At 52.7% G+C, this 20822-nt stretch carries 17 protein-coding genes and 1 riboswitch; of the genes, 10 read left to right on the forward strand and 7 right to left on the reverse strand.

The features are described 5' to 3' along the window. The first annotated feature begins 32 nt into the window (after positions 1-32). The 3 genes from HMPREF0201_RS13465 to yegS all read left to right on the forward strand — a co-directional run bounded on the left by HMPREF0201_RS13465 (position 33) and on the right by yegS (position 3560). A complete protein-coding gene (locus HMPREF0201_RS13465) occupies positions 33-290 on the forward strand; it encodes a hypothetical protein (RefSeq protein WP_016537264.1) in 258 nt (85 codons plus the stop codon). Positions 291-419: 129 nt separating this feature from the next. Then, positions 420-1781: a prephenate-dependent tRNA uridine(34) hydroxylase TrhP gene (trhP, locus tag HMPREF0201_RS13470; protein WP_016537265.1), complete on the forward strand. Its 1362-nt coding sequence runs from the start codon at positions 420-422 to the stop codon at positions 1779-1781. A gap of 879 nt (positions 1782-2660) precedes the next feature. Further along, positions 2661-3560: a lipid kinase YegS gene (gene yegS / locus HMPREF0201_RS13475; protein ID WP_016537267.1), complete on the forward strand. Its 900-nt coding sequence runs from the start codon at positions 2661-2663 to the stop codon at positions 3558-3560. Between the two features lie 40 nt (positions 3561-3600). On the opposite strand, the gene fbaB is transcribed toward yegS, so the two are convergent. The 3 genes from fbaB to thiM all read right to left on the reverse strand — a co-directional run bounded on the left by fbaB (position 3601) and on the right by thiM (position 6406). Next, on the reverse strand, positions 3601-4653 hold the full coding sequence (gene fbaB, locus HMPREF0201_RS13480; RefSeq protein WP_039898441.1) for a class I fructose-bisphosphate aldolase: 1053 nt from the start codon (positions 4651-4653) through the stop codon (positions 3601-3603). 167 nt (positions 4654-4820) lie between these two features. Further along, positions 4821-5621 carry a bifunctional hydroxymethylpyrimidine kinase/phosphomethylpyrimidine kinase gene (gene thiD, locus HMPREF0201_RS13485; RefSeq protein ID WP_016537269.1) on the reverse strand — a complete coding sequence of 267 codons (801 nt, stop codon included), beginning with the start codon at positions 5619-5621 and terminating at the stop codon, positions 4821-4823. Next, positions 5618-6406, reverse strand: coding sequence for a hydroxyethylthiazole kinase (gene thiM / locus HMPREF0201_RS13490; RefSeq protein WP_039898444.1), 789 nt, complete (start codon positions 6404-6406; stop codon positions 5618-5620). Before thiM ends, thiD begins: the two co-directional genes overlap by 4 nt. Before the next feature lie 38 nt (positions 6407-6444). Next, positions 6445-6541, reverse strand: a riboswitch (TPP riboswitch). A 227-nt stretch (positions 6542-6768) separates the two neighbouring features. On the opposite strand from thiM, the gene lpxO reads away from it, so the two are divergent. Beyond that, positions 6769-7671: a lipid A hydroxylase LpxO gene (gene lpxO, locus HMPREF0201_RS13495; protein WP_016537271.1), complete on the forward strand. Its 903-nt coding sequence runs from the start codon at positions 6769-6771 to the stop codon at positions 7669-7671. Between the two features lie 44 nt (positions 7672-7715). Here lpxO and HMPREF0201_RS13500 read toward each other — a convergent pair whose 3' ends face one another. Continuing rightward, positions 7716-8120 (reverse strand): DoxX family protein, encoded by a 405-nt coding sequence (locus HMPREF0201_RS13500; protein WP_016537272.1) that lies wholly within the window; start codon positions 8118-8120, stop codon positions 7716-7718. A 42-nt stretch (positions 8121-8162) separates the two neighbouring features. Continuing rightward, a complete protein-coding gene (locus HMPREF0201_RS13505) occupies positions 8163-8774 on the reverse strand; it encodes an FMN-dependent NADH-azoreductase (RefSeq protein ID WP_244878514.1) in 612 nt (203 codons plus the stop codon). A 269-nt stretch (positions 8775-9043) separates the two neighbouring features. Between HMPREF0201_RS13505 and HMPREF0201_RS13510 the strand changes: the two genes are divergently transcribed. The 5 genes from HMPREF0201_RS13510 to HMPREF0201_RS13530 all read left to right on the forward strand — a co-directional run bounded on the left by HMPREF0201_RS13510 (position 9044) and on the right by HMPREF0201_RS13530 (position 16632). After that, positions 9044-9970: a LysR family transcriptional regulator gene (locus HMPREF0201_RS13510; RefSeq protein ID WP_016537274.1), complete on the forward strand. Its 927-nt coding sequence runs from the start codon at positions 9044-9046 to the stop codon at positions 9968-9970. A 291-nt stretch (positions 9971-10261) separates the two neighbouring features. Next, entirely contained in the window at positions 10262-12067 is a 1806-nt protein-coding gene (locus tag HMPREF0201_RS13515) for a hypothetical protein (protein ID WP_016537275.1), read from the forward strand. Positions 12068-12107: 40 nt separating this feature from the next. Further along, positions 12108-12983: a hypothetical protein gene (locus HMPREF0201_RS13520; RefSeq protein WP_016537276.1), complete on the forward strand. Its 876-nt coding sequence runs from the start codon at positions 12108-12110 to the stop codon at positions 12981-12983. Positions 12984-13198: 215 nt separating this feature from the next. After that, positions 13199-14329 carry an ABC transporter substrate-binding protein gene (locus tag HMPREF0201_RS13525; protein WP_016537277.1) on the forward strand — a complete coding sequence of 377 codons (1131 nt, stop codon included), beginning with the start codon at positions 13199-13201 and terminating at the stop codon, positions 14327-14329. A gap of 167 nt (positions 14330-14496) precedes the next feature. Then, the gene (locus HMPREF0201_RS13530; protein WP_039898446.1) at positions 14497-16632 is read left to right on the forward strand and encodes a TonB-dependent receptor family protein; all 2136 of its coding nucleotides are present in this window, start codon (positions 14497-14499) and stop codon (positions 16630-16632) included. A 70-nt stretch (positions 16633-16702) separates the two neighbouring features. On the opposite strand, the gene HMPREF0201_RS13535 is transcribed toward HMPREF0201_RS13530, so the two are convergent. Further along, the gene (locus HMPREF0201_RS13535; protein WP_016537279.1) at positions 16703-18133 is read right to left on the reverse strand and encodes a 6-phospho-beta-glucosidase; all 1431 of its coding nucleotides are present in this window, start codon (positions 18131-18133) and stop codon (positions 16703-16705) included. 12 nt (positions 18134-18145) lie between these two features. After that, a complete protein-coding gene (gene ascF / locus HMPREF0201_RS13540) occupies positions 18146-19600 on the reverse strand; it encodes a PTS cellobiose/arbutin/salicin transporter subunit IIBC (protein ID WP_016537280.1) in 1455 nt (484 codons plus the stop codon). 168 nt (positions 19601-19768) lie between these two features. Between ascF and HMPREF0201_RS13545 the strand changes: the two genes are divergently transcribed. Continuing rightward, positions 19769-20815, forward strand: a complete 1047-nt coding sequence (locus HMPREF0201_RS13545; RefSeq protein ID WP_016537281.1) for a LacI family DNA-binding transcriptional regulator — start codon at positions 19769-19771, stop codon at positions 20813-20815. The last annotated feature ends 7 nt before the right edge of the window (positions 20816-20822 follow it).

Genomic DNA, 20822 nt, shown 5'->3' on the forward strand with positions numbered 1-20822 from the left:
GTTGACCGGCACTTCCCTTCAAGGAGTTCATCGTGGAAAAGTATGTTTTCTATAGCAAAGATATTGCCTTCAATATCTACCCGAAAACATCTCTCGGTGCAGAAGTGAAAAAGCAGCTGGCCGCCGACGGTTTTCAAAAAATCGGTTTCCAAACTCGGGCGGCGGATGAAGCCGAGGCGCTGGAAAACTTCATCGCTCACTTCAAAGAAAATACCGAGGCGTTAAAAGAATACACGGAGAACATTGCCTTCGCGTCGCTGCTTTTTGTCGGCATCCCGCTGATAGCCTGACTTAGCAAGAAGGTTTACTCCCCCGCCCCACGGCGCTACAATTCCCGCCCTTAAATTGTGGTAATCCACTCAACTTTAGCCGTTCCACCTGGTGGGGCGGTTCTGACCTGATATCAGAACGAGAAATTCATGTTTAAACCGGAACTCCTTTCCCCGGCGGGAACGCTGAAAAATATGCGTTACGCTTTCGCCTATGGCGCAGATGCCGTGTACGCTGGCCAGCCTCGCTACTCGCTGCGCGTGCGCAACAACGAATTCAACCACGAGAACCTGCAACTGGGCATTAATGAAGCCCACGCGCTGGGTAAAAAATTCTACGTGGTGGTTAACATCGCCCCGCATAACGCCAAGCTGAAGACCTTTATTCGCGATCTCAAGCCGGTCATCGACATGGGGCCAGACGCCCTGATTATGTCCGATCCTGGGCTGATAATGATGGTGCGTGAAGCGTTCCCGGAGATGGACGTTCACCTCTCGGTACAGGCCAACGCCGTCAACTGGGCCACAGTGAAATTCTGGAAACAGATGGGCCTGACGCGCGTCATCCTCTCCCGCGAGCTGTCGCTCGACGAAATTGCCGAAATCCGCGAGCAGGTTCCTGAGATGGAGCTGGAAATTTTTGTTCACGGCGCGCTGTGTATGGCCTACTCCGGCCGCTGCCTGCTCTCCGGCTATATCAACAAGCGCGACCCTAATCAGGGCACTTGTACCAACGCCTGCCGCTGGGAATATAAAGTTCAGGAAGGCAAAGAGGACGATATCGGCAATATCGTTCACGTTCACGAGCCGATTCCGGTACAAACCGTAGAGCCTACGCTCGGCGTTGGCGCGCCGACGGATAAAGTGTTTATGGTGGAAGAAGCCCAGCGCCCTGGCGAATACATGACCGCCTTTGAGGACGAGCACGGCACTTACATCATGAACTCGAAGGACCTGCGCGCCATCGAACACGTAGAGCGCCTGACCAAAATGGGCGTACACTCGCTGAAAATCGAAGGGCGCACCAAATCTTACTACTACTGCGCACGTACCGCTCAGGTTTATCGCCGCGCCATTGACGATGCCGCCGCGGGCAAGCCGTTCGACCCGACGCTGCTGCAAACGCTGGAAGGCCTTGCCCACCGCGGCTATACCGAAGGCTTCCTTCGTCGCCACACCCACGACAGCCACCAGAACTACGAATACGGTCATTCAATTTCTGAGCGCCAGCAGTTCGTCGGCGAATTCACCGGCGAGCGCCGCGGCGAGCTTGCTGCGGTGGCGGTAAAAAACAAATTCCTGTTTGGCGACAGCCTGGAAATGATGACCCCGCAGGGCAACATCACCTTCCAGCTGGATAAAATGGAAAACGGCAAGGCGGAACCGATTGAAGTGGCCCCGGGCGACGGTCATACCGTATGGATACCTGTACCCCAGGACATCGCGCTGGATTATGCGCTGCTGATGCGCAATCTGGCTGGTCAGACAACCCGTAAACCGCACGCTAACTAGTTAATTAAGGTTATTTTTTCGCGCTAAGACCATTCTTAGAAACCGATCACATACCGTTACACAAGATGACGTTATTATCCGCGAGCTGAAAAACATAACCGATAAATGCTAGCTGTACCAGGAACCACCTCCTTGGCCTGCGCAATCTCCCTTGCGCAGGCTTTCTTTTTTGTGAGCATAAATATTAAAGGCCACCGGCGGTAAACCGGTGGCCTTAGTTACGTTTCCTGGTTGCTTATGACAAGCAAGCCAGAATCAGCTCGATAAAAGCAACAAGTGCTTTCAGAACGATGACAGCTACGTCAAGGAATGCTTTCATCCGTCTGCTCCAGTAACAGGAGCGCGATATCGCTGTTAAAGCCTTTGAATCGCCTGATTAACGGCGTCGCTTCATTGTTAGTGGAAACAGTACGCACTCTGGTTGAGGCTCTGAACCGACACCACTCGTAACCCAGCCAGGACTTGAACACATTTCCGCAAACGCAGAAATCCATTTCAATGGCCATAAACGCGAACAAGCTACACCAGAGATTAACCTCACTAACAAAATGGATTATAGGGATGGAAGATTAAAATTCAAACAATTAAGCCCGATTTACAGACATAAAAAAACCCAACGGGTAAGGTTGGGTTTTTATCGCTCCACTTTGGTTGGTCGCCTCAGAAAGAACGCGTACTGCTTCCACTAACTGCTGTTATTTTATCCTCAACCGACTTCAATAGCAATTAATTGTACATATATCGCACTACCAAAACGATACTGAAAGCCTTCGCGTTCCTCTTAAACTCACGCTTTTTTCTGCTGATTCAGCCAGTTCTTACTCCTCCAGCTCCGGTTTGCTCTACACTTTGATAATGCTCATTTTTCTGAGGTAAGTCATGGAGACATTTCCACTTTCACTTTTGGTATTAAACGGCAAGGGTGCCGGTGACCCGCTGCTGCGTGAAGCGGTGAAAACACTGCGTGAGGAAGGTTACACGCTGCATATCAGAGTGACCTGGGAGAAGGGCGACGCGGAACGTTATATCGAAGAAGCGCTGGAGCTCGGCGTGGATACCGTGGTGGCCGGAGGCGGCGACGGCACCATCAACGAAGTCGCTACCTGCCTCGCAAAACTCGCCCCTGACAGGCGCCCGGCTCTGGGTATTTTACCGCTCGGGACGGCCAACGACTTCGCCACCAGCGCGGGTATCCCGGAAGATCTTGAAAAAGCTTTGCGCCTGGCAATAGCAGGCAAAGCGGCAGATATCGATCTGGTGCAGGTCAATGACCACGCCTTTTTCATCAACATGGCGACCGGTGGATTTGGCACCCGCATCACCACTGAAACGCCTGAAAAGCTGAAAGCGGCGCTCGGCGGCGTCTCCTACTTCATTCACGGGCTAATGCGTATGGATATGCTAAAGCCCGATCGCTGTGACATTCGCGGAGACAATTTTAGCTGGCAGGGCGACGCGCTGGTGATCGGCATCGGTAACGGGCGTCAGGCTGGCGGCGGCCAGCAGCTTTGCCCCGAGGCGCTGATCAACGACGGTTTGCTTGAACTGCGAATTTTTACCGGGGAAGATTTACTCCCGGCGCTGCTGACGACCTTAACGCGCCCGGAAGAAAAACCCAACGTGGTAGAAGCAAAATCGGCGTGGTTTGAAATTTCTGCTCCGCACGATATTACCTTTAATCTGGATGGAGAGCCGCTAAGCGGCAAGCACTTCCGAATCGAAGTACATCCCGGCACTCTGGCCTGCCGGTTACCGCCAAACTGCGCGCTATTGGGATAAAGAAAACTCAGCCGTACCGCGAAGGTACGGCTGTTTGCTATTACGCTATCGTCACTTTGCCGCTCAGGTATACATCCTGCACCGCATTGATCAGCTTCACGCCGTCGGCCATTGATTTCTTGAATGCTTTACGCCCCAGAATCAGGCCCATGCCGCCCGCTCGTTTATTGATAACCGCCGTGCGAACCGCATCCGCGAGATCGGTTTCACCGCCCGCCGCGCCGCCGGAGTTAATCAGCCCCGCGCGCCCCATATAGCAATTTGCCAGCTGATAACGAACCAGGTCGATTGGGTTATCGGTAGTCAGTTTGCTGTAGACTTTCTCGTCGGTATAACCAAAGTTCACCGCTTTATAGCCGCCGTTGTTCTCGGCCATTTTCTGCTTCACGATGTCGGCCCCGATGGTTGCCGCAAGGTGGTTAGCCTGGCCGGTTAAGTCGGCGCTTACGTGGTAATCCACCCCGTCTTTTTTAAACTCCGGGTTGCGCAGATAGGCCCACAGCACGGTAACCAGCCCCAGCTCATGTGCGCGTTCAAAGGCGGCAGAGATCTCTTCTATCTGGCGGCGAGACTCGGGTGAACCAAAGTAAATTGTCGCCCCAACCGCCACGGCCCCCATATTGAACGCCTGCTCGACGCTGGCATACAGCGTTTGGTCATAAGTCGTTGGGTAGCTGAGGGTTTCGTTGTGATTAAGCTTCACAAGGAAGGGGATGCGGTGCGCGTAGCGGCGTGAAACCGAGGCCAGCACGCCATAAGTCGAAGCCACACAGTTACACCCGGCCTCGATGGCGAGCTCAACAATGTTTTTCGGATCAAAATAGAGTGGGTTAGCGGCGAAAGAAGCGCCGGCGGAGTGCTCAACGCCCTGATCGACTGGAAGAATGGAAAGGTAACCCGTTCCGGCAAGACGCCCGGTGTTGTACAGCGTCTGCATGTTTCGCAGCACCGCTGGCGGGCGATTATTGTCGACCATGACTCTGTCAACGTAGTCCGCACCGGGCAGGTAAAGCTGGTCTGCCGGAATAGTCATACAACGATGCTGTAACAAGCCGTCGGCGTCTTTGCCAAGCAACTGCGCAATATCAGTCATAATACGCTCCCGTAACGGCGGCGGGCACCCTGCCCTCCGCGCAAGAAAAATCCCGGCCCACGCAGTCAAAAATGTGGGCAGCCCTAATCCTGGTACCCGCAGCGCAGATTCGCCAGTTAAAGCGCACTTTTGCACCCTTTCCAGGAGTAAAGCCAGCATGACATCGGTTACCACCACTCATGGAAGTGGTGCACCGGCCCAATGCCGTGCCCGACTTCCAGCGAATCCGCCTGCGCCAGCGCTTTCGATAGCCATATTTTTGCCGCAGCCACGGTCTGCCCCCAATCATCATGGCGCGGACGCAGCGCGGCTAACGCGGCAGATAAGGTACAGCCGGTGCCGTGAGTATTTTTGGTCTGAACGCGTGGCGCGGTAAAACGTTGAGCGTCGCCACGGGTAAACAACCAGTCCGGGCTTTCCTCATCGTCAAGGTGGCCGCCTTTCATCAGTACCGCCTCGCAGCCCATACCCAGCAGCGCTTCGCCCTGCTCACGCATCTCTTTTTCAGTTCGGGCGTGGGGAGCGTCAAGCAGCGCGGCAGCCTCGGGAAGATTTGGCGTAATTAAAGCTACGCGGGGCAGCAGCCTACGGCGCAGGCTTTCCACCGCCGAAGGCGCCAGCAGCGCGTCTCCGCTTTTCGCCAGCATAACCGTATCCAGCACCACATTTTGCGCCTGATAAAATGCCAGCCGCTCCGCCACCGCCTCAACAATATCTGCCTCTGCAAGCATGCCAATCTTGGTTGTATCTATGCGCACGTCGCTTAAAACCGAATCCAACTGGGCGGCAACAAATTCAGGTTCGATACGGTAGACCGACTGCACGCCGCGAGTGTTTTGTGCCACCAGTGCCGTAATCACGCTGGTGCCATAGGCGCCGAGCGCCGAGAAGGTTTTAAGGTCGGCCTGAATACCCGCCCCGCCGCTTGGGTCCGTGCCTGCAATGGTTAAAGCGTTGATTCGCTTCATGCCAACACCTCCGCATTCAGCTGGTAGAGCGCATCGAGAAACGCGGGCGTAAAGCTGCCTGGGCCGCGGCTGACGGCGATAGCCTGTTCCCCCGCCAGCGACATAAACCGACATGCGCTGGCGACGTTTTCAAGCATTGAGCCGGGCAAAGCGCAGCAGGCCGCCACTACCGCCGACAGCGCACAGCCGGTGCCTACCACGCGCGTCATCAGCTCCCCGCCACCGCTCACCGCAATAATCCTTTCGCCGTCGGTGACGTAGTCTGTCTCCCCGGTTACGGCGACCACCGCCCCGGTTTGCCGCGCTAGTTTCTGCGCCGCAGGCAGCGCGGAAAGGGCATCGTCCGTGCTATCCACGCCGCGCCCGCCGGCCTGCTCACCCGCCAGCGCGAGGATTTCAGAGGCATTACCGCGTATTGCTGCGGGTTTCAGGGCGATAACTTCATGGGCAAAACGGGTGCGGAATGCTAATCCGCCTACCGCAACGGGATCGAGCACCCAGGGCGTACCCGCCTGGTTCGCGGCCTGGATAGCCGCCAGCATCGCGCCCTGCCGCTCAGAGGTCAGCGTGCCGATGTTAATCAGTAATGCGCTTGCCAGCGGGCTGAACTGAGCGGCCTCTTCGGCCTCAATGACCATCGCAGGCGCGGCCCCCAACGCCAGCAGTACATTGGCGGTAAAGGTTTGCACTACGTCGTTGGTCATACAGTGAACCAGCGGGGAATGATGGCGAAGATGAAGTAAAACGGACGCGGCGGTGGCGCCGGGTAGCAGGTCAGGTTGCATAAGGTTAAGGCTCCTGTCCGGCGTGAAAGAAGGGACGCCGGACAGGCATCTGACTTCCCTACGCTGGCATTATCCAGATCAGGTGGTACGGGTATTTCTCAGCCTTCACGTGGAAGGGCACCCCGAGTCATTTAAAATCAAAATGTTGTGATTAATACATTGTGTTAATCGCGTTCAGAATAATGCCAGCGGGCAAGCATTTAGACAAGCGCCAAACCTGTCCGGCGATTATTTACTTCGCTAAAACCACTGCTAAGCTGTATTGCTGCAACAGATGCGAATTTAGTGTTCAGGGTACTCTGAACCTTTATAAAGGTTCGGCTGGGAACGATAAAAAACACACAGCGGTCAGATAATAGAATATGAAATATATCATTTTGCTTATTCTCGTTATTTCAGTGGTCTACGTGCATTATCGCGGCCGGGTTCGCTTCCGCTTCTGGCGGCAGCTCTCCGATCATTCAACTTTTACCGCCCCGCTCAACGGCTTTATGTATCTGTTTTCCAGGGTGCCCAATACGCCTTATTTAAACGTGCAGACTTTCCCCGAGCTGGCAATTTTGCAGCAGAATTGGGATGTTATTCGCGAGGAAGGGATAAACCTGCAAAGGCTGGAGCAAATTAAGGCAGCAGAGAAATTCAGCGATGCCGGGTTTAACTCATTTTTTAAAACCGGCTGGAAGCGCTTCTATCTGAAGTGGTATGAAAACGCCCACCCGTCCGCAAGCCAGCTTTGCCCGAAAACAACCGAGCTGCTGCGCGCCATTCCTTCGGTCAAGGCGGCGATGTTTGCCACGCTCCCGGACGGCAGCCGACTGCCTCGCCACCGCGATCCTTACGCAGGATCTCTGCGTTTTCATCTGGGGCTGGCAACGCCAAATGATGACCGCTGCTTTATCGAAGTGGACGGCAAACGCTACAGCTGGCGGGATGGCGAAGGCGTGCTGTTTGATGAAACCTATATTCACTACGCGGAAAATACCAGCGGCGAGAACCGCCTGATCCTGTTTTGCGATGTCGAAAGACCGATGCGCTACCGCTGGGCGCAGTGGGTCAACCACTGGCTGGGGCGTAATCTGATGAGCGCCGCCTCTGCGCCTAATGATGAAAACGATCGGATCGGGGGAATTAACCGGGCTTTCCGCTATATCTACCAGATTCGCATCGTTGGCAAGAAGCTGAAAAGCTGGAATAAGACGATTTATTACATCGTCAAATGGATTTTGTTTGGCGGTATTGCGGTACTTATCTGGCGGGCGTTTTAATACGGGATTGAGGCCTCTGTTGAAGAGGCCTCTGATAAAGCGAATTACCGCAGCTGACGGCGCAGGCGGCGCGTATCAAAGCTCAGTGAAGTTGCCCCCAGCGCGGAGATTTGCAGCAGCCCTGACGCGATCATCAGGTTCTTCAGGAAGTGCAGCACGGTGTTCTGGTCGGCAAAGTTGTGGTGGAAGAATACCGCCGTCGCCACGGTGAAGATTGCCAGTAACGCAGCAATCAAACGAGTGCGATAGCCCACCAGCAGCAACACGCCGCCTCCCACTTCAGCCGCCAGGGCGATAATGTACCCGAGCAACGGGAACGGCAGCCCTACCGAGGCAATATAGCCCTGCGTCGCCTCAGGCGCGGCAATCTTCCCAAGACCGCTGACGATAAAAATCGCGGCAATCACAATACGACCCACGGTCGCGAAGTTAGTAGCGTATCTGTCCATTCGGGTTTCTCGTTAAATTGATTTAAGGCGCGAGGTCAGTTATCAGGACAGCGCGGCAATCTGCTCTTTTGCCTCGGCAAGCGCGGCGTTTTTAACTTCATCACCGCGGCTTACGCCCTCGGCACGGATCACGGTCACATCGGTCAGGCCAATGAAACCAAGCACCGCTTTAAGATAGGTTTCCTGGTGTTCGAGGAATGCCGCCGGGCTGTCACCTGTGTACTGGCCGCCTCGCGAGGAAGCGATAAATACCTTCTTGCCTTTTGGCAGCAGACCTTCCGGGCCGTTAGCGCCGTACTGGAAGGTGCGGCCCGCCACACAAACGCGGTCGATCCACGCTTTCAGCTGTGAAGGAATGGAGAAGTTGTACATCGGCACGCCGAGAACAATAACGTCAGCGGCAAACAAGTCGTCGATGTAAGCGCCGCCAACGGCCAGGTCGGCACCCAGTGCGGCATCGGTTACTTCTGCGCCCTGGAAGGCGGCGATGTGTTTATCGGAAAGATGCAGCGCTGGCGCTTCTACCAGGTCACGATAGATAACTGTCGCGTTGGGATGCAGGGTTTTCTGGCGAGCAACAATCTCGGCCGACAGCTGGCGGCTGACGGAGTAACCGCCAAGGATACTGGTATCAATATGCAGAATGGTCGACATGGTTTTAGCCTCCGGGCTGGAACTCTGAGTAGTGGATGAACGGGTAAAGAGCTTTTTCAGGGCAGTGAACATAGGCGCGCTCAATTCTTTGGCATTCGCTGAACATGGCTGCCACTATGCCACCGCCTTTTTCACCCGAATAGCCGTTATATTTCGATGCAATCCATCGCCTCAGCCGATGGATGAATTTACCAATGTCCGCGATGACAAAGTCAGGCGTTAGGGCTATATTCCGCTTCTCCCCCTGCCACAGCTAACAAGGCGCAACCATGCTGGACGGTATTTCGCTCGATCAACTCAGAACTTTCATTACCGCCGTAGATGAGGGCAGCTTTTCTGCCGCAGCCCGCAAAATGTATCGGGCGCAGTCGGTTATAAGCGATCTGATTAGAGGACTTGAGGCGCAAATTGGCGTGCAGTTGTTCGACCGTTCGGGCCGTTATCCGAAGTTAACCGCAGAAGGGACCGTGCTGCTGGCCGATGCCCGGGGCATTGTCTCACGCGTTGATTTTATGAAAGCCCGGGCGCGCGGCATGTCTTCCGGGCTGGAGTCCGAGCTTTCGGTAGTCGTGGATGTTTTCTTCCCGCTGGAAGCTATCACCTCGGCGGCAAAAGCCTTCAGGGAACAGTTTCCGGGCACGCCGCTGCGGCTGCTTGTCGAAGCCCTGGGCGGCGGCTATAAGCCGGTACTTAACGGCAGCGCGGGCATTGGTATTCTCGGCTCGCTGCCGGATATGCCCGACTCATTAACCGGCGAGCGGCTGACCGGCGTTTCACTGGTTATGGTTGCCGCCCCCGAGCACCCGCTGGCGCAGATCAAAGGCATGGTGCCAAAAGCAGAACTGAGTAAACACGTTCAACTGGTGCTGACAGACCGCTCCGAACTTTCCAAAGGAAAAGAATTTGGCGTGATGTCGCCTTCCACCTGGCGGCTGGGCGACCTTTTAGCCAAGCATGCATTTTTGCTGGACGGCCTGGGCTGGGGCAGTATGCCGTCGCACGTGGTGCAGCGAGATATTCAGGAAGGTCGGCTGGTTGAGCTGTCTATTGAGGATGTTCCGCCGGGCGGGCTGGCGCTGCCAATGTTTGGTGTTTATCCCATCGCTTCACCTCCAGGCCCCGCAGGACGTTGGCTGATAGAGCGGCTGAAGAATTTATGCCCGGCGAAGCTGGCCGCCAGGCAGAGCAGGAGCTAGCCGCTGATAGCTATAATTTAGCCGGTAGTCAGCGGTATTATTTATATCAGAGGGGGCGGCTTATTCTCTATATACATCCCCACAACATTTATTATTCATTTTAATACTATTTCATTAAAGACAATAAAAAATAGCCAACATATTAGCCACTCAATATTGATTGAGATCTTATTTACTCTTAAAACTCTATGATCAAGTTCACGCGTTTATAACTCAATCATTATTTCAAAGTAATTTGCAATTATCCTCCCCTTCATTATCACTGAGGGAATAACCCCAACCGGAGGATAAATGCTAAACCTAACCCCTAATATTTACAACGCAAACACACTTGCAAAAAATGACTATTTAATCCGACGCCATTCCTTTTCTGTAGGTGATGCAGTTACATTCACCGACAAGATAAAAGAGATACAAAACTCATCGACAACACCGATGCACGAAAAATTAAAGGAGGGCCTAACACTGACCAGCAATAACAAATCCACTCGGCACATGGCGAAAATAAAATACAACGAAACCTTAGCTAACAATATCAGCTCAAAAAACTATGTATATTGTGGCATGGCAAAAATGCTACCCATAAATAGTTTAGGCATGTCTATTGACGATGAGGGTCACCTTGTATTAATCAAGGGAAAGCAATATGATTTATTTAAAGGTTTAGTCGTAAAAAACACTTCTGGTTATAAATACAAAACAGCGCAGCTTATAAATGATAAGTGTGACATACGTTTTAAAGATCTTTATATAAATGATGATGGGCTATTAATCGGCGTTGACAAAAAAACTGAAAAAAGCTATTCCATTGAAATATCCGCCCCTGAAACCGACATTAACACCAGCGAACAATTTGTTAATCTCAACTTTTCAGAACATGGAAAAAACAATAAAATTGATGAACTGGCATTTAAAACTGACGAAAACACTTCCTCTTCTTATTTTTGTAAAAATGGAAATCTTTACCTGAAGTCTATTAAGAAAGAAAACAGCATAAAGGACTACTCTTTTATGCAATATGAAATAAAAATCCCTCTTCCGTCCGGATTTAGCGTAATAAGTATAAAAAAATCCATGGGCTTCCTGCAAATAAACACCAGCAATGGGAAAAAGGGAAGAGTATTTTTCATTAACCCAAAACACATATCAAACAGGAGGCTTTCAGTAAGTAGAATTAGCCATAAACCGCCACAGAATTTCTCATCACGTTTGGGCAATGACCCACATGAAAAGTACCACGCCGGTCTCCCGTTTACTTCAGACCGCAAAGCCAACTTCAGCAGCACGACGATCCCTCTCTTTTCTTCAATCGTCGATAATTTTAGAACTCATATAAAGCGTTCCAGGTCCTGTTCTGCGGAAGGTCTAAAGAAACGAACCCTGATCCATGCAGCAAAAGCTATTGATCCGGGCGTAAGCGGCATTTGCGCTAGCGTCTCGGCAAAAATCAGGGCGGCCTCCGGGCAGCAAGGAAGCAAAGTCACTCGTAAAGGTGAATTATACGACCGCAATATCAATATATTAGGGTCACCGAATCACCCTTTATCCAGAGCGGTTGATAACGCTCTGGGTGTTGAATCCAGGACGGAAACGTCAGAGTCGTTACTTCATCTGGCAAAACAAATAAAGCCCAAAGAGGCGATTCATCTGACCAGAACTGACAGAATCGCTGCATTTTTCGGTATATCCTCCGGCGGCATACCTTTCGCTCCCGGGTGGTTTGCTGGTGTGGTCGCTGAGCTATCAAACAGCCATAACTTGACGATTTCAAAAACAGACATGGGTAATATTAAGTTATCATTTAGCAACAGGCGTAAGTCTGCTGTCACTGGTCTGGCAGGGGGTGGGCAGGGCTTAGAAAAAACTATGCTTAGTGCAAGCGGTCTAGATTTCATGACGATAATGCCTTTCGAGGCCAATGCTATAATGGCGGCGAAATGTATTTCTGGAAATGATTTTTCATTTGACCTGTCGGAAGATAACTTCTATAAGTTTGCCACGCAATTTTCCAACCCGCAAAAAAAGTCAGAGATTAAGAATATAATTATTAATAAATCTGAGGCTGAAAAAAATAAAGGAAAAAGAATTTGTTATTAAAATAGAAGCGAAAAGTGAACTCAGACTACAGGCAGGTGGAATGGCCAATGCCAGCACGTATATGGTTATGCCGCGTACCGCCGTTGGTGCCCGACTCGCTTTAGAGTTATTAAATATAAAGAGTAAAACATCAAAATCAGTAGTGGGTAAAGAGAATGAATTCTCGGCTAAGAAGAGCAACGTAAAGATCACAACACTCTCCCAGAATGCCAATTTGTTTGCTGAATGGAAAATCATGCCCGTTGCCATGTACGAGACAGAGAATGGAATGCACCTGTGCCAGCCATTACCCTTACTGGAGGAAAATAAGGCATTAGGTAAAGTCTACAGCAAAGATGGTCTGACTCTGGTTGACACCCAACAAGCCAATAATAAAAAAATGGCATCAGATAATGTTTTTCACAACACAAAAAACATTAGCAGCGTAGAAAAAACCCCAATGTTCATCACTCTTGATGGTAAGAAAAAGCTCAAGAAAGTTCTTTCTCTGAAAAAAATGGCGATGGTGGATAAAAGAATAAGTCTGGTGAATGAAACAATCGATCATTTGAGAAAAACTTTACTCTCCCAGGAGAGAGATAGCCAAAATAAGGCTTGCGTGATCAATGTTGTGTCTCACTACGAGCTTATTCCCGGCACACCCCCAGCCTTACATGATTCAATCAACGTCAAATCCCCGGAAGGAGCGATACACAGCGCTGATGGGAAAAGATCCTATCGATTAAAAAAACTAGAATTTCGCCGGGTCAGTTCGTTGCTGCTAAAAAAATCAACAATCCCTTTGCCGATTTTGAGTTTCTCCAGCACCAACGGTATTACCTATGATCAACTCCTGGGCGAGATTGACTTTCAGTACAACAACAATGGCGATATATCGCCCGCCAGCGTGAGGCGCAAACTGGCTACGCTGTACTGATAGCCAGTAAACAAAGCGCGTGTGAATAGATAAAGCGCCGGTCCGGAGGACGGCGCTTTATTGATCACTAAGTCCGTTAATCACCAGCACTGAATCCTGAGGTTCCGCACGCGGCCGCATCCTGGCGCTCAGAAAAATTCCCACAGCCCCGTTCCAAACGGTATGAGATCGATTATCATTCCCTTTCGAAATGTTCCCCGTTCTGAAGGTCACCCATGTTCACAGTGTTTACCGCCAAAGCTCGCTGGCTGCTTGCCGCCGTTGCATTACTGAGCTGCGCGGCCCAGGCTGCACCGATTGTAGTTACCGACGTCGCCGGGCGCGAAGTTACCCTGCCAGGCCCGGCAAAACGCGTGATGCTGGCCGATGCCCGCGCCCTGCTGGCGTTGAATATCATCCACCCGAAAGATCCTCTCCAGGACGTTATCGCCTGGGATAACTCGCTAAAAACCAAAGCGCCGGATCTGGCGGAGGCCTACGCGAGAAAATTCCCGCAGGTCAGCAAAATCACCATGTTTGAAAACCCCTACTACACCGACTTCAGCGTAGAAAAGGCGGTAAGCCTGCAGCCGGATTTAATCATTTTTGATATTGGCGTCCTGCCAAAACTGAAGAACAGCGGCGTGCTGGGCCAGCTGGAAAAGGTAGGTATTCCGGTACTGATTATCGATTTCCGCCAGCAGCCGCTGACCAATACCCTGCCAAGCATCGAACTGCTGGGTAAAGTGTTTGATGAGCAGAAAAACGCCGACGCTTTTATTCAGTATTACCAGCAGCGCATGAACCTGGTGCGCGAGCGCGTTGCCACTCTGAAGCCGGAGCAGCGCCCGAGCGTGTTTATTGAACGTGCGGCAGGCATTCGCGGCGACGAATGCTGCCAGACCTTCGGCAAAGGTAGCTATGGGCAGTTTATTGATACCGCCGGCGGGAATAACATCGGCAGCAAGCTGTTCCCGGAAATGAGCGGCCAGGTGAACACCGAGCAGGTTATCACCAGCAATCCGGACTTCTACCTGATGACCGGTGCCGACTGGAACCGCGGCAACCGTGCGCCTCAGGCCGTGCCGCTGGGCTACGTTGCCGATAAAGCAGTTGCAGAGCAGAAGCTCAAAGCGCTGATGAACCGCACCGGAATCAACGTGCTTACGGCGGTAAAAGAGAAGCGTGTTATGGCGATTTACCACCAGTTCTACGACTCACCGCTGAACTATATCGCCGTGGAAACCATCGCCAAATTCCTGCACCCGGATTTGTTTAAAGATATCGACCCGCAGGCCGACATCGAACAGGTGCATAAACAGTTCACCGCCCTGGACTACAGCGGCGTGTTCTGGGTAACGCCTTAATCCAACCCGAGCCGGGTCTGAAATAAAGACTCGGCTTTCTTTGCTTACTTTTCGTCTTATCCCGAATTATTCCGCAACAAAACTATTTACTTGAAAATAATTATCATTAAGATTGTCATTTCCAAAAAAATAACATAACAGCAAACCCACGTTGTAAAGGAATGATGATGCGCCCCCTCTTTCGTGTCTCTCTCTTGGCCAGTGCGATAGCCTTTGCGTTACCGACGCTTGCCGCAGAACAAACTCAAACTGATAAAACCAAAACCGAGAAACCGGCTGATGACATTACCGTCGTCGGTAACTGGCTGGATAACCCGGACAACAGCACCGTACTGCTTAACCACCCGGGTGCCCGCTCGATCGTAACCGAGCAGCAGCTGCGCGAGCAGGGTTCCGAAACCGTCGCCGATGCGCTGAAGGGCATTCCTGGCGTTCAGGTTCGCGACAGCAACGGCACCGGCGGCAGCGATATTTCCCTCAACGTTGGCGTGCGCGGCCTGACTTCGCGCCTGTCTCCACGCTCCACCATTTTGATGGACGGCGTGCCGTTGGCAGTCGCCCCTTACGGCCAGCCTCAGCTTTCTATGGCTCCGCTGGGCATCGGCAATATTCAGTCCGTTGACGTGGTTCGCGGCGGCGGTGCGGTGCGTTACGGGCCGCAAAACGTCGGCGGCGTGATTAACTTCGTCACCCGCGACATTCCAAAAGATTTTGGCGGCACCGTTAGCGCTCAGACCCAGGGCGCAAGCCACGGCGGCCTGAAAACGCTGACCAGCGCCTCCGTCGGCGGCACGTCCGATAACGGTCTGGGTGCCGAGCTGCTGTACTCCGGCCTGCACGGCCAGGGCTACCGCGACAGCAACGACAATACCGACATCGACGACTTTATGCTGAAGACGAAGTACGCCTTCACCGAACGCGATGAACTCCAGGCTAACTTCCACTATTACGATGCTAAAGCAGGTATGCCGGGCGGCCTGACCAGCGCGCAATATGCGGCTAACCCGTTCCAGTCCACCCGCGCGTGGGATCAGTTTGAAGGCCGCCGCAAGGATATGTCCTTCAAATATAAGCACAGCGAAGATGACAAGCAGCTCGAAGTCCTGACCTACTTCACCGACAGCTATCGCGGCAGCGATATCGCGCAAAAGGTGGGTAACAAAGGCCTGTTCCAGATGGGCTCCTTCCCGCGCCATTACACCACCTGGGCTTTCGAACCTTCTTATTCACAGCTGTTCCGCTTCTGGGATATGTCTCATGAAGTCACCGTCGGTTATCGTTACCTGAACGAAACCGCGGATGAAAAAGCCTTCCGCTCGACCAGCTACAACCCGGATAAAACCTGGCAACAGCCTGATGCATCGACCTATTATCAGCACACTTACGGCGGCACAGCGGCCAACGCATTTTATATTGATGATGCCATCAACGTCGGCAACTGGACCATTACGCCGGGCATGCGCTATGAAAGCATCAAGACCCACATAAGCGACGACTTTAACAACATCAGCCGCGAGAAGAACTACAGCCAGCCGCTGCCTTCCATCAGCGTGATGTACCACCTGACGGACTCCTGGAATGTCTTCACCAACGCCAGCACCTCGTTTGGCAGCATGCAATACTTCCAACTGACCAAAGGCGGCAACGGCAGCCAACCTGCACCGGGGCTGACGCCAGAGAAAGCGCACACTTATGAAGTGGGCACCCGCTACGACGATACGGTAATCAAAGCCGAAGCAACGCTGTTCTATATCGACTTTGACGATCAGCTGCAATACATCAGCAACACCGTGGGCTGGACTAACCTTGGCGCAACCAAACACCAGGGGATTGAGCTGGCGCTTAACTACGATCTGAGCGAGCTGAACCGCGCGCTGGACGGCGTGAGCGTTTACACGACTTATACCTACACCAAAGCTACCAGCGACAACGGCGCCTTTGCGGATAAAGACCTGCCGTATTACTCGCGCCAGGTTTACACCGTTGGCACCCGCTATGCGACCGGAGACTGGGTGTGGAATCTGGACAGCTTTGCCCAGTCTAAGCAACGCTCTCCGGGTACCGGCGATACCTACATCACCGACGAAAGCGCGGACGGCCAATACGGCAATATCGCGGGTTATATGGTGTGGAATATGCGCGGCGAATATGACTTCGGCCCGTCTCTGTCTCACCTGAAACTGGGCGCAGGGATTAAAAACCTGTTCGATCAGCGTTATTACACCCGCTCAAGCGACAACAACTCGGGCAAATACGTTGGTGAGCCGCGTACCTTCTTCGTACAGGGTTCTATCGCATTCTGATAAACATCCTCACCCTCTCCTGACGAAGAGGGTTTTCCCCCATCCGCCTGGAGGGGGAAACAAAGGAGATTTACTCCAGATCTCCGCCGTTGCTGGCAATCACCTTCTTATACCAGTGGAATGACTTCTTCGGCGTACGCGCAAGCGTGCCTTTCCCTGCATCATCGCGGTCAACGTAGACGAAGCCGTAGCGCTTGCTCATCTCGCCGGTAGAAGCGGAAACCAGGTCAATACAGCCCCAGGAGGTATAGCCCATCACCGGGATGCCATCCTCAATTGCCTCGCCCATCGCCTTAATATGCTCACGCAGATAGCTAATGCGGTATTCGTCGTCAACTTCCCCCTTCGCATTTAGCTCGTCCTTCGCGCCCAGCCCGTTTTCCACCAGGAACAGCGGCTTCTGGTAACGGTCATACATCATATTCATGGTAATGCGCAGGCCAAGCGGGTCGATGCCCCAGCCCCATTCGCTGAAAGTAATATGCGGGTTCTTGAGCGACTTAATGATATTAGCCGGGTTAGTATTCCCCTCGTTCATGTCTGCTGAAGCACAGCGCGAGGCGTAATAGCTGAAGGAGACGAAGTCTACGGTATTTTTCAGGATCTCCGCGTCGCCCGGCTCGGTCACAATCTCAATACCTTTCTCACGGAACATGCGTCCGGCATAGGCCGGATAAGCCCCACGAGCCTGAACATCAATAAAGAACAGGTTTTCACGATCTTTTTCCAGCGCAGCCCAAACATCCTCCGGCTTGCAGCTGTAAGGGTAGAAGTTGCCGCCCGCCAGCATGCAGCCGACCTGGTTTTCCGGGTTAACTTCGTGGGCGATTTTGGTCACCAGGGCGCTGGCGACCAGTTCGTGGTGCGCGGCCTGGTACATCACCTGCTCTTTGTTATCGCCTTTCTCAAACACCAGCCCGGCCCCGGAAAACGGGCTGTGGAGCATGATGTTGATTTCGTTAAAGGTCAGCCAGTATTTCACCTGGCCGTTAAAAGCCTCAAAGCAGGTGCGGGCGTAGCGGCTGAAGAAATTCACCATTTTACGGTTGCGCCATGAGCCGTATTCACGCACCAGATGCATCGGCACGTCGAAGTGACACAGGGTAACCAGCGGCTCAATATTGTACTTTTTACACTCGGCAAACAGTTCGCGGTAGAACGCGATCCCTTGTTCATTTGGCGTAGCTTCATCGCCATTCGGGTAGAGGCGGCTCCACGCGATAGAGGTGCGGAACACGGTGAAACCCATTTCGGCCATCAGGGCGATGTCTTCTTTATAGCGATGGTAAAAATCAATCGCCTGGTGGCTCGGATAAAATTCATCATCGCGCAGCTCAAAGCGTTTCTCCACGCCGAGCTTTACCCCAAGGCGATTTTCACCATGAGGGATCATATCCACGGTGCTCAGCCCCTTTCCGCCTTCCTGATAAGCGCCTTCCGCCTGGTTAGCCGCTATTGCTCCGCCCCACAAAAATCCTTTTGGAAATGCTGTCTCTGCCATGTTTACCTCTGCTTAAAGTGTTTTTACTGCATTATCTGGTGCTACAAACGCCGTAGTGCTGCCCTTCTCCACCGCTTCTTCAACCGGGATATCTTCAAAGCCAAGAATAAGCGTAGTGATAAATGAGAGCACCACGGCCAGAATCATTACAGCGGCGACCCAGACAATGCTCATTGGGTTAGCCGGGTCAAAAAACTGCACGCTGGTGAATAAGCCCGGCGAGGCCATAGAATGGCTTGCCAGCCCGCCAATACCGGCAACGGCACCGCAAATAAACCCGCTAATCAGGCAGGCAATCAACGGGCGCTTGAGCCGCACCGCCACGCCATAAAGCGCGGGTTCAGAAATACCTGCCACAATAGCCGAAGCCGCAGCGGCCAGAGCCGTCTGGCGCAGTTCAGGGTTTTTCGTTTTCCAGGCAACGGCAAGCGAAGAACCACCCAGAGACAAGTTGGCCCCGATTTCCGACGGCATAACCATGCCCTCTTTTCCGGTTTCAGCTATGGTCTGAATAATTGTTGGAGTGAATACGCGGTGCATCCCGGTCATCACCAGCAGCGGCCAAATCGCTCCCATAATGGCAACGGACAGCCAGCCCAGATAGCCGTGAACGGTATAAACCAGCGAGGAAATACCGCTGCCAATCCAGATACCCAGCGGGCCAATCAGCAGAATTGCTATCGGAGCGGACACCAGCACGATAAGCATCGGCTTAAGGAAGTTTTTTGTTACCGCTGGCGTGATACGGTCGATGGCCCTTTCGATATAAGACAGCAGCCAGGTCATCACCAGCGCAGGAATAACGGTGTAGGTATATTTCACCGCCGTCACCGGCACGCCCATAAAATCAACATGCTGGCCCTGAGCCGCTTTTGCCATCAGGTCGATAAACGCCGGATGAACCAGCACCCCGGCAATAGCAATCGCCAGCGACATATTGGTTTTAAATTTCACCGCAGCGGAGGCCGCCACCATCACCGGCAAGAAGAAGAATGCTCCGTCGCCGATAAGATTCAGGATAATCAGCGTGGAGGAGGTTTTTTCGAACAGGCCCGCCATATCAAGGATCATCGCCAGCAGCTTAACCATCGAGCCGCCGATAATGGCCGGAATAAGCGGCGACATGGTGCCTATCAACGCATCGAGTATTCCCGCGCCAATTCGCTTTAAGGTCAGCTTATTTTTTCCGGCAGGCACTTCCGCCGGCCGCGAGCCTTCGGGCAGATGTTTCAGCACTTCGGCGTAAGCCTGAGAAACGGTATTGCCGATAATAACCTGGCACTGCTGGTCGCTTTTCACCACGCCCAGCACGCCGCTAATAGATTTCAGCCTTGCGCCGTCAATAGCGGCGTTATCCCGCAATACGAAGCGCAAACGGGTCATACAGTGGGTCACCGCCACTACGTTTCCTGGCCCGCCTAAAGCCTCAACAATCTGCCGGGATACATCCACATATTTGTTCGCCATGAAGTAGGGTTCTCTTGTTATGATTTCGTAGGTAACCGGTTCCACACAATCATGTTAAGTTGAAAATTAGATCACAATAATTATTTTTATATTGATCTAAATTTGTGATTCAGATCGCCAGATAACGCACACTGCGTCCGTGAGGCGAAGAGTGTAAAATGGCGGAAAATGAACAAGCTACGGGAAGCCTTTATGTCAACAATGCAGGAAGTGGCGAAAAAAGCAGGCGTCTCGAAGGCGACCGTTTCGCGCGTGCTGACCGGAAAAGGCTACGTCAGTGAAGCCACTAAAACGCTGGTTTATCAGGCCATTGAAGAAACGGGTTACCGGCCAAATTTGATGGCCCGTAACCTGGCGACCAGCAAATCAGGCTATATCGGCCTGGTGGTAACCAACACCCTGTATAGCGGCAATTACTTCAGCGAGCTGCTGTCGCAGGCGGCGCTTAAACTTGAGGCCAGCGGGCGACAGCTCATTCTGGTAGACGGAAAACACAGCGCCAGGGAGGAGCAGGAAGCGGTGCAGTTTCTGCTCGACCTTCACTGCGATGCGGTGATTATCTATCCGCGCTTTTTGAGCGTGGACGAAATGGACTTGCTTATCGGGCAGCACAAGCAGCCGATAATGGTGATGAACCGCAAGCTGCGTAAGCACCAGAGCCACTGTATTTGCTGCGATCATAAAGGCTCCAGCTATAACGCCACGCGCCATTTAATTGATAAAGGCCACCGTGAAATCGCCTTTATCAGCGGGGTGCTGGACTCCCCTACCGCGCGGGAGCGCCTGGCGGGTTACAAAGAGGCGCTTGAGCAGGCGGGTTTAACCCCGCGTGACGAGCTGATTGTTGCCGGAAAATGGACGCCAGCAAGCGGCGCTGCGGGTGTTGAAAACCTGCTTGCCCGCGGGGAAAAGTTTAGCGCTCTGGTTGCCAGCAACGACGACATGGCCATTGGCGCCATCAAGCAGTTGAGCAACGCCGGGCTTAGGGTTCCCGACGATGTTTCGATTATCGGCTTTGATAACGTACCCACCGGCGCATTTCTCAGCCCGGCGCTGTCCAGCGTGAAAGAGCCGGTAAGTGACATGATTCATGAAGTGATAAACCGCCTGACGGCGATGCTGGACGGGGGCTATTTCTCCAAAGATAACCTTTACGCTTCTGACCTGATCGTGCGGGATTCGGTGGCGAAAGGTCCGCATTTTATGGCGAAATAACCTTACT

This window comes from Cedecea davisae DSM 4568 (assembly GCF_000412335.2).
Lineage (GTDB): Bacteria > Pseudomonadota > Gammaproteobacteria > Enterobacterales > Enterobacteriaceae > Cedecea > Cedecea davisae.

Coding starts and splice junctions, on each gene's coding strand:
- yegS (WP_016537267.1), top strand. CDS start 2,661: ATGGAGACATTTCCACTTTCACTTTTGGTATTAAACGGCAAGGGTGCC.
- HMPREF0201_RS13500 (WP_016537272.1), bottom strand. CDS start 8,120: ATGGACAGATACGCTACTAACTTCGCGACCGTGGGTCGTATTGTGATT.
- ascF (WP_016537280.1), bottom strand. CDS start 19,600: ATGGCGAACAAATATGTGGATGTATCCCGGCAGATTGTTGAGGCTTTA.
- lpxO (WP_016537271.1), top strand. CDS start 6,769: ATGAAATATATCATTTTGCTTATTCTCGTTATTTCAGTGGTCTACGTG.
- HMPREF0201_RS13510 (WP_016537274.1), top strand. CDS start 9,044: ATGCTGGACGGTATTTCGCTCGATCAACTCAGAACTTTCATTACCGCC.
- HMPREF0201_RS13520 (WP_016537276.1), top strand. CDS start 12,108: ATGGCCAATGCCAGCACGTATATGGTTATGCCGCGTACCGCCGTTGGT.
- HMPREF0201_RS13515 (WP_016537275.1), top strand. CDS start 10,262: ATGCTAAACCTAACCCCTAATATTTACAACGCAAACACACTTGCAAAA.
- HMPREF0201_RS13535 (WP_016537279.1), bottom strand. CDS start 18,133: ATGGCAGAGACAGCATTTCCAAAAGGATTTTTGTGGGGCGGAGCAATA.
- HMPREF0201_RS13525 (WP_016537277.1), top strand. CDS start 13,199: ATGTTCACAGTGTTTACCGCCAAAGCTCGCTGGCTGCTTGCCGCCGTT.
- HMPREF0201_RS13505 (WP_244878514.1), bottom strand. CDS start 8,774: ATGTCGACCATTCTGCATATTGATACCAGTATCCTTGGCGGTTACTCC.
- thiM (WP_039898444.1), bottom strand. CDS start 6,406: ATGCAACCTGACCTGCTACCCGGCGCCACCGCCGCGTCCGTTTTACTT.
- thiD (WP_016537269.1), bottom strand. CDS start 5,621: ATGAAGCGAATCAACGCTTTAACCATTGCAGGCACGGACCCAAGCGGC.
- HMPREF0201_RS13530 (WP_039898446.1), top strand. CDS start 14,497: ATGCGCCCCCTCTTTCGTGTCTCTCTCTTGGCCAGTGCGATAGCCTTT.
- trhP (WP_016537265.1), top strand. CDS start 420: ATGTTTAAACCGGAACTCCTTTCCCCGGCGGGAACGCTGAAAAATATG.
- fbaB (WP_039898441.1), bottom strand. CDS start 4,653: ATGACTGATATTGCGCAGTTGCTTGGCAAAGACGCCGACGGCTTGTTA.
- HMPREF0201_RS13545 (WP_016537281.1), top strand. CDS start 19,769: ATGAACAAGCTACGGGAAGCCTTTATGTCAACAATGCAGGAAGTGGCG.